The sequence below is a fragment of the Croceicoccus sediminis genome (assembly GCF_007570835.1).
Lineage (GTDB): Bacteria > Pseudomonadota > Alphaproteobacteria > Sphingomonadales > Sphingomonadaceae > Croceicoccus > Croceicoccus sediminis.
In genome coordinates this window covers 13,516-26,450 of sequence record NZ_SUNC01000004.1, presented here as the reverse complement: position 1 = coordinate 26,450, position 12,935 = coordinate 13,516, and the positions used below count along the sequence as shown (strand labels likewise).

General features: G+C 62.0%; 12 protein-coding genes. 2 read left to right on the top strand and 10 right to left on the bottom strand.

Translation table 11 applies throughout. From position 1 onward, the window contains the following. Positions 1–9: 9 nt before the first annotated feature. From FAX90_RS13265 to FAX90_RS13230, 8 genes are all read right to left on the bottom strand, one after another. The gene (locus FAX90_RS13265) at positions 10–699 is read right to left on the bottom strand and encodes a YoaK family protein (RefSeq protein ID WP_144097911.1); all 690 of its coding nucleotides are present in this window, start codon (positions 697–699) and stop codon (positions 10–12) included. A 12-nt stretch (positions 700–711) separates the two neighbouring features. Beyond that, the gene (locus FAX90_RS13260; protein WP_144097910.1) at positions 712–1,092 is read right to left on the bottom strand and encodes a cytochrome o ubiquinol oxidase subunit IV; all 381 of its coding nucleotides are present in this window, start codon (positions 1,090–1,092) and stop codon (positions 712–714) included. After that, on the bottom strand, positions 1,089–1,715 hold the full coding sequence (locus FAX90_RS13255) for a cytochrome c oxidase subunit 3 (protein ID WP_144097909.1): 627 nt from the start codon (positions 1,713–1,715) through the stop codon (positions 1,089–1,091). Before FAX90_RS13255 ends, FAX90_RS13260 begins: the two co-directional genes overlap by 4 nt. After that, on the bottom strand, positions 1,712–3,820 hold the full coding sequence (locus FAX90_RS13250) for a cbb3-type cytochrome c oxidase subunit I (protein ID WP_144097908.1): 2,109 nt from the start codon (positions 3,818–3,820) through the stop codon (positions 1,712–1,714). Before FAX90_RS13250 ends, FAX90_RS13255 begins: the two co-directional genes overlap by 4 nt. Then, positions 3,817–4,728, bottom strand: a complete 912-nt coding sequence (locus FAX90_RS13245; protein ID WP_205700698.1) for a cytochrome c oxidase subunit II — start codon at positions 4,726–4,728, stop codon at positions 3,817–3,819. Before FAX90_RS13245 ends, FAX90_RS13250 begins: the two co-directional genes overlap by 4 nt. Positions 4,729–4,852: 124 nt before the next feature. Further along, positions 4,853–5,278 carry a hypothetical protein gene (locus tag FAX90_RS13240; RefSeq protein WP_144097907.1) on the bottom strand — a complete coding sequence of 142 codons (426 nt, stop codon included), beginning with the start codon at positions 5,276–5,278 and terminating at the stop codon, positions 4,853–4,855. A gap of 69 nt (positions 5,279–5,347) precedes the next feature. Beyond that, the gene (locus FAX90_RS13235) at positions 5,348–7,063 is read right to left on the bottom strand and encodes a thiamine pyrophosphate-dependent enzyme (protein ID WP_144097906.1); all 1,716 of its coding nucleotides are present in this window, start codon (positions 7,061–7,063) and stop codon (positions 5,348–5,350) included. A 57-nt stretch (positions 7,064–7,120) separates the two neighbouring features. After that, positions 7,121–7,924: a class II glutamine amidotransferase gene (locus tag FAX90_RS13230; protein ID WP_144097905.1), complete on the bottom strand. Its 804-nt coding sequence runs from the start codon at positions 7,922–7,924 to the stop codon at positions 7,121–7,123. 188 nt (positions 7,925–8,112) lie between these two features. On the opposite strand from FAX90_RS13230, the gene FAX90_RS13225 reads away from it, so the two are divergent. Then, the gene (locus FAX90_RS13225; RefSeq protein WP_144097904.1) at positions 8,113–9,957 is read left to right on the top strand and encodes a M61 family metallopeptidase; all 1,845 of its coding nucleotides are present in this window, start codon (positions 8,113–8,115) and stop codon (positions 9,955–9,957) included. A 66-nt stretch (positions 9,958–10,023) separates the two neighbouring features. On the opposite strand, the gene FAX90_RS13220 is transcribed toward FAX90_RS13225, so the two are convergent. Next, complete coding sequence (locus FAX90_RS13220; protein WP_144097903.1) at positions 10,024–11,649, bottom strand: FMN-binding glutamate synthase family protein; 1,626 nt, start codon at positions 11,647–11,649, stop codon at positions 10,024–10,026. Positions 11,650–11,886: 237 nt separating this feature from the next. Here FAX90_RS13220 and FAX90_RS13215 point away from each other — a divergent pair, with 237 nt between their 5' ends. Then, positions 11,887–12,237 (top strand): PilZ domain-containing protein, encoded by a 351-nt coding sequence (locus FAX90_RS13215; protein WP_170234979.1) that lies wholly within the window; start codon positions 11,887–11,889, stop codon positions 12,235–12,237. A 4-nt stretch (positions 12,238–12,241) separates the two neighbouring features. On the opposite strand, the gene FAX90_RS13210 is transcribed toward FAX90_RS13215, so the two are convergent. Further along, on the bottom strand, positions 12,242–12,898 hold the full coding sequence (locus FAX90_RS13210) for an alpha/beta hydrolase (RefSeq protein WP_144097901.1): 657 nt from the start codon (positions 12,896–12,898) through the stop codon (positions 12,242–12,244). Positions 12,899–12,935 lie beyond the last annotated feature (37 nt).

Here is a 12,935-nt window from a genome sequence, read left to right as displayed (position 1 = left end):
CTCTTGGGATCAGCCATGCTGCCTGAAACCTGCGGGATGGCCGTCCTGCGGACCTTCGGCCGGTTCCAGCTTGCCCAGTGCGTTGACGATGGACAACAAGCTGATGATCAGGGCCGGGATGAAAAGACCGGCATGCAGCCCGACGTTCAGGGTCAGCAGGCCCCCTGCCGCCGCCCCCGAAAGGATCGCGCCCCAGATGCTGAGCGGTTGAAGGACTTGCCGCCACTCCCCGCGCCCGGAGATGGCATCGGCAATATCCGAGGCGATCGTTACGATTGCGCCAGTCACAAAGGTAAGAACGGTATAGCCGTCACGCCCCTGAAGCGCCCGGTTGATCATCCCCATGCCCAGCGCCAAAAGCAGCAGGACCGGATAATCGGACCATCCGGCCAAAACTCCGGCAAGGGCGAACCACACGACACCGGCCACGCCCGCCAATGCCGCACTTTCCCGGCGGCGCGTGCCGTTGTTGATCAGGCGGGCGATAAAGGCTCCCGCCATGAAGGCCAGCACGACGACGGTCACCAGACGGGCCAGCGAAAAGTCGCCCGAAACGACGTCCGCGACCACTTTGGTCGAATTTCCACTCATGAAAGAGGGGAAGGCCCGGACCGCCCCGGCCAGCGCCAGAAAGCCAGCCGCGTCTACCCAGCCGGCCACGAAGTTCAGCGTGAAGACGGCATGACTGCGCGTGATCACGGATCGTGGCGATTAATGATTGGCGGCATCATGGGGCATCGCGCTGGTGCCAGGTGTGCCATGCATGCGGGCGCTCAGATCGGACATGATGTACCATGTGCCGCCCGCCATGATCGTCAGCAGCGCGGCCGAAAACAGCACGAGAAGCAGGTCTTCGCGGGACTGATTGCCGGAAAAACTGAGATGCAGGAAATTGCGCAAATGCGTGATGATCTGAAGCAGCGCGGCCACGCAGATCAGGACGATCGCTATCGTCGAGGGCAAGTCGGAAAGCACGGCCACAAAGGCCCCGGCGGTTAGCAGCAAGCTGGCTACGAAACCGACGGCGTAGCTCTTGATCTCCTCGCGGGCGCCCTGTTCCGGGCTGAGCTCTCCTGTGTTCGGTTTTGTCATGCGAGCGGCACCAGGAATACGAAGGAGAAGATCCCGACCCAGATCAGGTCGAGAAAGTGCCAGAACACGCCCAGCATCGAAAGGCGGACCTTCACGACATCGTCCAGCCCGCGGAACGCGATTTGCGCAACCGAGGTCAGGATCCAGAGAATCCCGGAAAAGACGTGAAATCCATGCAGGCCGACCAGCAACCAGTACGAACTGAGCCAGCCGCTGGCCTGCGGCACGCCGCCCTTGCCGGCCTGCGTGATGAAGTCCTTCACTTCAAAGAACAGGAAACCCGCGCCGAGCAAGGCACAAACCAGAAGCCAGGCGATGACTTTACCGCGGCCGTGTTCGTACTTCACGGCCAGCGAAACCCCGCCATAGGCGACGCCGCCAAACAGCAGGAACCCGGTCTGGATCGCCACGCTCTTGATGTCGAAAAGGTCGCTGGGGCCCGGTCCGCCCGCTATGCCGATGGGATCGAGGTACGAGGCATAGCTTGCGAACAGGATCCCGAAAATGATGAGATCGCTCATCAGGAAGACCCAGAAGCCGAACACCGTGCTTTCGGCCTGCTCGTGCGCTTCGGCGTGCCCGTCACCCAGGTTGAGGCCGGGATAAAGCTTGTTCTCACTCATCCGGCAAACTCCGAAATGTCGGGAACGCCTCTATTCCGCTCGCTTTCCTCCTCGGCACGCGTGATCGGGGCGAGGGTGGTTGCCAGATGGCGGAAACGCTGATCGGTTTCGCGCACCTCGGCAGCGGAGATGACTTTGGGTTCGATCACGCGCATGCCGCGAAGGGCAAGGACGCCGGGGATGGCAAGAAAACTCAGGATCACGAGCCACCAGATATGCCATATCGCCGCAAAGCCGAGGGCGAAGGCAGCGCCTGCAATCAGCAGGCCATGCGCGGTGTTCGCGGGCATTTCGATGTCGCAATATTGCTGGGGCGCCTTCCACGGGTCGCCCGCGCGCTTACGCTCGCCCCAGTCGTCTCGCGCCGCGACGTAGGGGATGCGCGGGAACGTCCATTCGGGGACGGGGGCAGGCGTCGACCATTCCAGCGTCGATCCGTTCCAGGGATCTCCGCCCGGCACGGCCAGCGCCATACGGTTGCGATAGCTGGTGAAGAACGTCCAGAACAGGCTGGTAAGCGCGCACAGCATCAGCACCGCGCCGAAGGCGGCAATATACATCCACGGCATGAAATCGGGGTTCTGGAACGTAGGGGAACGGCGCGGCATTCCCATCAGCCCCAGTACGTAGAGCGGCAGGAACGTGAACACGAAACCGCCCACGAACAGGAAGGCCGTACGCCGTCCCCAGGTTTCATCGAGCCGAAAGCCGAAGGCCTTGGGAAACCAGTAATGGATGCCCGCAAGCATCCCGTAGAGCACGCCCGGGATGATCACGTTGTGGAAGTGCGCGACCAGGAACGTCGTATTGTGAACCTGGTAATCGATGGACGGATTGGCGAGAATGATGCCCGACAGTCCGCCGATCACGAACAGCAGGAAAAAGCCCGTCAGGTAGACGATCGGCGCAGTGATCCGCACGCGGCCGCGCCACATCGTCGCCATCCAGTCGTAGATCTTCACGCCGGTCGGGATGCCGATGATCATCGTGGCAATGCCGAAGGCGATGTTGACCCCGGCGCTCTGCCCCATGGTGAAGAAGTGGTGCAGCCAGACGGTGAAGCTGATCACCGCGATGCTCATGCTGGCGATTACCAGCGAGGTGTAGCCGTAGAGCCGTTTGCCCGAATAAGTCGAACTGATTTCCGAAAACACGCCAAAGGCCGGCAGGACCAGGATGTAGACTTCCGGGTGGCCGAACATCCAGAAGATGTTGGCGTAATTCATCATGTTGCCGCCAGCAGCGTTGGTGAAGAAGTGGAAACCGGCATAGCGGTCCAGCATCAGCATCCCGCTCGACACCGTCAGCGCGGGCATGGCGTAGATCAGCATGATGGCAACGCACAGGCTCGTCCAGCAGAACAGCGGCATGCGCATGAAATGCATGCCCGGTGCGCGTTCCTTGAAGATGGTGACGGCGAAATTCATGCCCGTCAGCGTCGAGCCCATGCCCGATATCAGGATCGCCCAAAGCCAGTAATCGACCCCTTCGCCGGGGCTGAAATCGATGCCGGTATAGGGCGGATACATCGTCCACCCACCCGTGCCGAACTGGCCGATCAGCAGCGAGATCATGACCAGTCCCGCGCCCGCCGCGGTCAGGCCCAGGCTGACCTGGTTCAGGACTGGAAAGGCCATGTCGCGCGCGCCCAGTTGCTGCGGCAGCACGAAGTTGATGAGGCCGATCAACAGCGGCATTGCCACGAAAAAGATCATGATCGTGCCGTGCGTACTGAACAGCTGGGCAAAGTGGTCGGGCGCGACCAGGCCGACCTTGTGCTCCTGCGTCAGGGTGCCCAGCGCGGTCGCCTGTTGGGCGCGGATGACGAAACCTTCGATCACGCCGCGCGCCAGCATGACGAGGCCCAGCACGATATACATGATGCCGATCTTCTTCGCGTCCGGCGATGTCAGCCAGTTGCGATAGAGCGGCCCCCACCAGCGCATGTAAGTCAGCAGGGCCAGCGTCGCGATAGCGCCCAGCACGAGCACGCTGGCCGCGCCCGCACCGATTATCGTGCTGCTGTTCACGTCCCGCAAAAGATCGGTGTAGGGCGTGACGTTCCAGTTCAGGTTGCCGAAGATGGGGCTGGTATCCTGGCTCACTTTTCGCCCCCTCCGGTTCCCTCGGCGGGCAAACCGGTGCCGCCCCAGTCCGCGTGCCGCTTACCGTCGCCGCGCCCGTGATACTTGGCCACGATCTGATCGAATATGCCTTGCCGGCCCAATGTCATCATGACCGGCTGAGCGTTTCTTTCCAGCCCCAGTTCCTCACGCGCGTCGGCCAGTGCGGACTGTCGGCGCAGGATTGCGTAAGTCGCCTCGTCCAGCGTCAACTCGCTCGACCCGCCTGCAGCCCAAGCCGCATAATCGGCAGGCTCCAAAGCGCGAACGGTGAATTTCTGCAGGCCGAACCCATCGCCGTTGAACTGCGTATTCTCTCCCTCGGCGACACCCGTGCGGCTGGCGGAGAAATTCAGTTTCGTCGTCATGCCGGGCATCGCGTAAATCTGGCCGGTGAGCGATGAAATTAGCAGGCTCTGCATCACCGTGTCGGTCGTCAGTGTCAGTTCGACCGGGCGTCCGACCGGAACGGCCAGTTCGTTGACCGTGGCGATGCCTTCTTCGGGATAGATGAAGACCCATTTCCAATCGAGCCCGATCACCTGCACCTGCAAGGGGTCGGGCCCTTGCGCGCGATAGGGATCGAGCTTTTCGGTCGAATACCAGAGCCAGCTTGCCAGCACGAGGACGACCACCACCGGCACGCCCCAAAGGGCCCATTCGAGCGCCTTTGAAAATTCCCATTCGGGCGTGTAGTCGCCCTTCGGCTTCGCATAGCGATAGCGCCACAGGATGAAGGGCACGCCGATCAGCACGGGCAGGATCACCACCATGGTGATCCCAACCACGCGTAGAAGGTGGGAGAATTGCTCCTCCGCTACCGGGCCCATCGGCTGCAGGAAGCTTTGTTCCATGCCGGACGACGCATGCGCCGCGCCGGCCGTCATCATGGCAAGGCACAGGCCTGCAACGATCCTGCCGGGATGAAAAGAGCCCACTATCAAAGTCCTAAGCAGAGGCGGTGATCGATCGGGCCAGCGCCCTCGATCCCGCATCCCGGGAGGCCCCGGCCACTTAGCTGGCTGCGGGGGTTGCTGCCGAACCGGAAAGCTTGCTCTCGATCCGGGTTGCCGCTTCTTGCAGGCCTTCCATATCATTGGCGGTCAGCGCATCGCGTGCGGATGCGACGTCTTCGGAAAGACCGGCGCGCATGTCTTCGGGGAATTCGACGATGTTGTCGTTGATCACCCGGTCGAGGTCTTCGAGCGCGACCGCTGCTTCCGAAGACGCGAGATCGCCCGAGGCAAGCCGGAGGGCAAGTTCCTTCGCTTCGGCCTGTGCCTGACCTTGCGTAACGGGGCCGACTTCGACGCCGGGCTGATCGCTCATCGATGCGTCCGTTTCTCCCTGATCCTGCGCGGTGGGATCGCCGCAGGCGGCCAGCGAAAGAGCAAGCATCAGCGGCACGGCAATCGTGGCAGGTCGTAGGTTCCGAAACATTTTCATCATTTCCTCAGCTTGCGGACCGATGCCGCCTTCAGTTTTCAGCAAGGTTAGCGACGGGACAATTCATCGCAAGAAATTGTTCCGCAGCAGATCGACGACTTCGCGGGTGCGCCCATCGAGGACCGCCTTTATTCCGAACATCGCGGTCGAGGCAACCTGCGACGCCTCGATCTTGGGCGGCATCACCAGTTCCATCTGGTTGACCTTCACTTCCAGCAGTGCCGGGCCATCGTGCCGAAGCCAGCCGTCCATCGCCGCCTCTAGGTCGTTGGCGTTGGCGACATGCCAGCCCGCGATGCCGCACGCTTCGGCAAGCTTTGCGAATTCGGGATTGTGCATCCCGGTGAAGTGATCGACGAGACCTTCGACACGCTGCTCCATTTCGACGAAGCCGAGCGTGTCGTTGCGGAACACGACCAGTTTCAGCGGAATTTTTTCCTGCACCAGCGTCAGCAGGTCGCCCATCAACATGGTCAAACCGCCATCGCCGCACATGGCGATGACCTGGCGATCGGGATAGGCCAGCTTTGCGCCCATCGCCTGCGGGAAACCGTTTGCCATCGTGCCGTGCAACAGACTGTTGAGGAAGCGCCGCTTGCCGTTGGCCTTCAGGTGCCGAAGCATCCAGACCATGGCAGTGCCGACATCCGACACGAAGATGGCATCGCTGTCCGCTTTGTCGTCCAGCATGTTGGCGACGAACTGCGGGTGGATCAGTTCGGGATCGCTTTCCTTGCCCTGCTTCTGATAGCCTTCGAGGTCTTCCTGCCACTGTTTCTGGTGCGTCTTGAGATGCTCGTCGCTCGACTTTGCGGCGACCAGATCAAGCAGGGCGGCCATCGTCGTCTTCGCATCGCCGACCAGGCCCAGGTGGATGGCCGAGCGCCTGCCAAGGTGCGTGGGATCGATGTCGATCTGCGCGATCTTCTTCGATTCCGGATAGTACTGCGTATAGGCAAAGTCGCAGCCCAGCGTGATGACCAGGTTCGCTTCCTCCAGCGCCTCTACCCCGGCCTTGTTGCCGAGGATGCCGTTGACGCCGACGTTGAACGGATTGTCAGGCTCCAGGAATTCCTTCGCACGCGTGGTGTGCACCATCGGTGCTTTCACCTTGTCGCAAAAGGCGATGATTTCCGCGCGGGCGTCACGCGCCCCGATACCGGCATAGACGGACACCTTGTCCGCCGCATCGACCAACGCGGCCAGTTCGGCCATTTCCGCATCGCTCGGCCGGCAGACGGGCTGCGGGCGATAGACCTGCCAGTCCATCGCATCGTCGTCCGTTTCGGTGAACATGTCGCCGTTGACGATGACCACCGCAACGCCGCGCTTGGTAAGGGCGGCCTGCGCCGCCTTCGTCACGATCCGGCGGGCCTGCGAGGGGTGGGAGATGTATTCGCAGAAGTGCGAATGTTGTTCGTAGATCTTCTTCTGGTCCACTTCCTGCGGAAAGTTGAACCCGCTTTCCGTGCGGGCGACGTCGGACGCGATGAGCAGGACCGGCGCACCGTTGCGGTGGCTTTCGTAAATCCCGTTGACGAAGTGCAGTGAGCCGGGTCCGCATGTCCCGGCGCAAACGGACAGTTCGCCCGTCATATAGGATTCCCCGCCTGCGGCGAAGGCCCCGGCCTCTTCATGGCGCACACCGACCCAGCGCAAATCGCTTTTCGCCACCGCGTTGGTGAAGTGGTTGATCGTGTCGCCGGGAATTCCGTAGACACGCTTCGCGCCTGCCTTCTGCAGGGCATCCACCACGATTTGCGCCACGGTTTTCGACATAGAAATTCCCTTATCTTGAACGGCAGGCCTGGCTGCCACGGGTAGACTGCGGACGGTTCAGCCGGTTCGTCGGGCGACGATTGCCCCATCCTTCAGCGCTAAAGTCGTTCCTCGCGGGAGAGGTTCCCAGCCATCGGGGTTTAACGGCACAGACGCGAATAGGTGAAGCGGGCCGGAGATCTCCCCGATGCCGGCGCCCCGCGAATTCCAGCTGCTTCCGCAGTCCGAATGGTCGAAAGACCGGATGTTAAGACCGGGCTCACGCCGTTCGCTAAGGCCCGTCGGCGTTTCGAAGCGGCGCCTGTCGGCGTGGACGAACAGGTATTCGCCATCGAAGAACAGGAAATTGGCACTTCCCAATTCGCGCATATCGTCCGCGAACCGGGTGAAGACCGCGAACCGCGTGTCGATATCGGTTTCGGCCACGCTCAGGCGATCGAGCAGGAGCAGGAAAGCGAGTTCGGAATCGGTGTCGCCTATTCTTGTCGCGATAAGGGCGCGCGTGTCGGCGCGATCTTCGATGCCGGGCAATTCGCCATTGTGCGCAAAGGCGTTGCGCCTGCCGCTTACGACCCTGTCGAAAGGATGCGTGTTCGCCAGTTCCGGTTCACCCGCTGTTGCGCGCCGGACATGAGCCATCAGTTGCTTGCACGGGCGTTCGTTGCGCACGACCATGCGGGACAGTTCGCTGGTCGCCGCAGGGTCCGGTTCGCGGAAAAGGTAGGCGTCACGATCCTGCGCGAAAAGGATGCCCCAGCCATCACGATTGCGATGCTTCTCGCCGCCCTCTGCGGCAAACAGGTCGAGTTCGTAGCGGACCGTGTGCGGGGCCGACGCACTCATGGCAAAAAGTTCACACAAACAATCGACCTTCCGGAATTAGCCGGCAACAATCCGGTTTGGTCTGAAACCAATTTACGTAAAACTCAAGCAGAAAAATCCCCACACCCGATGGCCCTTGCAGGCGGCGAAGACGGGCAATAACCCTTGGTATTGCATAATTTTCAGACAGCGCGAATCGATCCGTCGCTGAAAGGAGTAGGACTATCTTGGGCAATCCGGCTGATGACATGGGCGCGCCGATAGAGCTTGGCGTGGATGCGAGCGATGTCGCGAGGGCGATCTTCTGGGCCAGCCAGACGATGTCGGTGGCCGGACGAGATGGGACGATTACGCTGACCCTGGCCAAGTGGCTGCCCGCCTATCACGCGCCGCGCGGGGCCATCGACCGGCTGGCCGGACTTGAGTTCAGGGCCGACGGAAAGATCTGCCGGTGGCAGCGCGATCCGGAAAATCCCTATTGCTTCGTCGTCGAACTGCCCGACGGTGCCCAGCGCCTGCAGATCACGCATCAATCGCTCTCTCCCACGCAGGGCAATCAGGGCCGCATCATGGTCAGCGACGAGATCGTGCGATTTCATTGGGAAGAATGCCTGCTCTATCCCGCCGACGCGCCGATCGACGATATCCTGATCGAGCCTTCGCTGAGATTGCCGGAGGGCTGGGACTGGGCCTGTGCGATGGCGACGGGCGGGCAGGCACGGACGGGGCCGGACAATTCGATGCTGCGGTTCCCGCCGGTGGATGTGCGTACCTTGGTGGATTCGCCGGTCCTTGCCGGGATGCATGCCCACCGCGAAAAGCTGGACGAGGATATCGAACTGCTGATCGTCGCCGACCGCGCGGACCAGTTGCCGCAAGGGACCGACGAGCTGGCCTGCCACCAACGCCTCATCGCCGAAGCCGACGCCCTTTTTGAACGACGGCCGTTCGGCAGGTATTACTTCCTCATGGCCTGTTCCGACTATGTCGGGAACATGGGGCTGGAGCATGAAAGCTGCAGCGAAGAGGGCGTGCGCGCCACCTATTTCAGCAACTGGCAAAGCTCGACGACAGAGCGCGACCTTTTGCCGCACGAATATGTCCACGCCTGGGTGGGCAAGTACCGCGTGCCGGCGGGCAACTACCAATCCGATTTCAGCCACATGAGCAACGAGCTCATGTGGGTCTACGAAGGGCTGACGCAGTATTACGGCCATGTGCTGGCCGCCCGGTGCGGGCTGATTTCGCCGGACCTGACCCGCGAGGCGTTCGCCCTGATCTTTGCCACGTACGACAATCGCCCGGGTCGCACATGGCGCCCGCTGGCGGATACCGACAACGACCCGATCTTCACGGCGCGCGAAGTGCAGCCCTGGCAGAGCTGGCAAAGGTCGGAGGACTACTACTCCGAAGGGCTGCTTATCTGGCTGGAGGTGGACACGATCATCCGCAAGGGCTCGGGCGGCGAACGCTCGCTGGACGACCTGATGCGCACCTTCTTCGCGCCGAAGGAAGAGAATTCCGGCAAGGAACGTATGAAGCCAGCGCCCTATCGGCGGGAAGAACTCGTTGCCGCGCTGAACGACCTGCACGATCATGACTGGGCCGCGTTCTTCGCATCCCGCGTGGATGGCATCGCGCCCCACGCACCTTATTCGGGGATCGAGAATGGCGGCTATCGGCTTGTCTGGACCGATCGCCCATCCGGCTGGCTATCCGACGATCAGATCCATCATTCCTACTTCGATTTCTCCTACTCGATCGGCGTCAAGATGGGCCTGGGAGCAAGAGTGCTCGATGTCTTGTGGGACGGACCCGCCTTTCAGGCCGGGATGGTCAAAGGCATGGAGATCCTTTCGGTTGGCGGGGTCGTCTATTCGCACGCTGCCATGCAGGACGAACTTGACCGCTGCGCCGACGGGGGCGGGCGCGTGGAGCTGGTCGTGAAACGCCTCGACACCGTCAAGACGCTCACCATCGAGTGTCCGACGGGGCAGCGTTATCCCACGCTTGAGGCAATCGGCGGCGAACCGCGCCTGCTCGACGCGATCCTGGCATCGCGGGCCGGGTAAACCTTTCGGGTTGATCCAGCTGGCCCGTGCGCGGCCGTCGGCGGGTGTAGCTACCCCGCCGCGCCATCACCCCACGGGCCGGAACGTATCGGGATCCGCCATGCGCCAGTATTCGGCGAAAGCGGTATTGTCCGGCTCGTGCAGCAACTGGCCCGGTGCCAGTTCATGGACGACCTGCGACCACGGGATCATTTCGGCATTGTTCTTCCACTGGCGCAAGTGGCGCGGCGTGAAATCGTCGGGGCTCTCAAGACCGCAGGCCACGACGATGTCGTGAAGGCTATCCAGCGTCTTCGACTGGAAATTGGCGACGCGCTGGGCCTTGTCCTCGATCACCAGGCCGCGCTGCCGCGCCGGGGAACTGGTTGCGACGCCGGTGGGGCAGGTCCCCGTGTGGCACCGAAGCGACTGGACGCAGCCCAGCGAGAACATGAACGCACGCGCCGCATTGCACCAGTTCGCGCCCAGCGCCGCGTTCATCGCGATGGACGAACCGGAGAAGACCTTCTCCGATGCGGCAAGCTTGATCTTGTCCTTCAGGCCCGTGCCGATCAGCGCGTTGTTGACATAGTACAGCCCGATGCGAAGCGGCAGGCCGACGTGGTCCGACAGTTCCAGCGGAGCCGCGCCAGTGCCGCCGCCGCCGCCATCGACGACAATGAAGTCGAGCGTGATGCCGCTGTCGAGCATGGCCTTGCAGATCGCGAAGATTTCGTGCGGCATGCCGACGCACAGCTTGATGCCAACCGGCTTCCCGCCCGAGAGTTCGCGCATCTTGGCGGCAAATTCCAGCATCTCGCGCGGGGTTGAAAACGCAGAGTGTCCGGGCGGCGAGAGGCAATCCTGGTGCGCGGGCACTTGCCGTGTATTGGCGATTTCCTCTGTCACCTTGGCTGCGGGCAGCAACCCGCCATGGCCCGGCTTTGCCCCTTGGCTCAGCTTGATTTCGGTCATCTTGACCTGTTCGTGCTGCGATTTCTCGCGAAAGGCATCAGGGTCGAAATTGCCGTCCTTGTCCCGCGCGCCGAAATAGCCCGAGCCAAGTTCCCATACGATGTCGCCGCCGTGTTTCAGGTGATAGGGGGAAAGCCCACCTTCGCCGGTGTCGTGATAAAAACCACCGATCTTCGCACCCATGTTCAGCGCCTCGATCGCGTGATTGCCAAGCGCGCCGAAGCTCATCGCACTGATATTGAGCCGGGCTGCGTCGTAGGGTTTGCTGCACTGATCGGTTCCCACTTTTACCCGCGTGCGTTTTGCCGCCTTGGGGTTGGGATTGATCGAATGGCAGAGCGCCTCGTACTCTTCGGAATAGACGTCCAACTCGGTGCCGAAGGGGTGGGCGTCCTCTTGGTTCTTGGCGCGTGCGTAAACGAGCGAGCGGGACACCCGGTCATAGGGCCGCCCTTCGAGCGGGCCTTCCACGATATAGCTGCGCAGGAACGGGCGAAGATCCTCGAACAGCCAGCGAAAGCGTGCGGTCAGCGGGTAGTTGCGCCGCAACGAATGGGTCGTCTGCACCATGTCATAAAGGGCGATCAGCAGCAGTGGCCCGACGATGACAAGGCCCCAGAAGAACGCGCTGTGTACCAGTAGGCCCAGCGCGAGAAGGGCGATGAGCAGGATAAAAGGTATCCAGAAGCCGAGATTTCGCTGAAGCCCGTGGTCTGCGAAAAGCCCTCTTCCGATCATGTCGTTACCTTCATCCTTGTTAGTCCGAGCGTTAACTAGCTGCTATTGGCCGGAAATAGAAGCCGGATGAGATTTTGGCCTGCGAAGCCATGTTCTGGCGGGTAAAAACCATCTGCTCCCCAAGACGGAACCGTTCTGATGACAGGAGCAATAAGGACAAGGGCCTAGCCTGTCATAGACCCCCGATTCGTTCGCGAGGACTAATCGAGGCCCTTCGGCAAGAGAAAGGACATGGCGATGGGCAGGCGCTGCCAGCAGCGGTGGGAAATTCGGGTGGCGGGTTGCTACCGCTCACCGGCGGGTGCCGACATGTTCGTATCGGTAACCGACATTTCGCAGCTGGGCTGTCGGGTCGCGAATCCTTCGCGTAACCTGTTCATCGGCGACAGGGTCACGATGTTCGTCGACGGGCTGGACCCGCACGAAGCCGAAGTGCGCTGGCTCGATCGCGGGGTCGAGGCCGGTTTCCGTTTTATGGAACCGGTCGACGATGAGCAGCTGCACCTGCTGGTCGCCCATTGCGCGGGCCGCGCGAAACTCGCCCCGCCGCAATGGCGGGACGATGCAGAGTGCGAGCGCGCCCCTTAACCGATCAGCGGATCGGGCAGTCCGGGTTCAGGCGGAAGTTGAGGTAATTGTCGACCGAGCGCATGAGATCGTCGAACTCATGCTCGAAAAAGTGGTTCGCGCGCGGAATCTCGTCGTGGTGGATCGTGATGTGCTTTTGCGTGCGAAGCTTGTCGACCAGCTTCTGTACGGCGCCGGGCGTGACGACCGTGTCGGCCGCACCCTGGATGATGATGCCCGAAGCGGGGCAGGGCGCCAGGAACGAGAAATCGTACATGTTTGCCGGCGGCGCGATCGAGATGAAGCCGCGAATTTCAGGACGGCGCATCAGGAGCTGCATCCCGATCAGCGCACCGAAGCTGACGCCCGCGACCCAGGTGACTTGCGCCTCAGGGTGGACGGTCTGAACCCAGTCGAGCGCCGCCGCGGCATCGGACAGTTCGCCGATACCGTTGTCGAAGCTGCCCTGACTGCGGCCGACGCCGCGGAAATTGAAGCGCAGAACGGCAAAGCCGCGCGCCGCGAAATCCTTGAACAGCGCCTGCGTGATACGTTCGTTCATCGTACCGCCGCCCTGGGGGTGCGGATGCAGGATCAGCGCCAGCGGTGCACGCGGGCGCGGAGCGGGATGGAAGCGGCCTTCAAGGCGACCTTCGGGACCGGGAAAAATGACGGAGGGCATGGAACCTCGTGAATTCGGGGCGATCTCCGGCACGCAG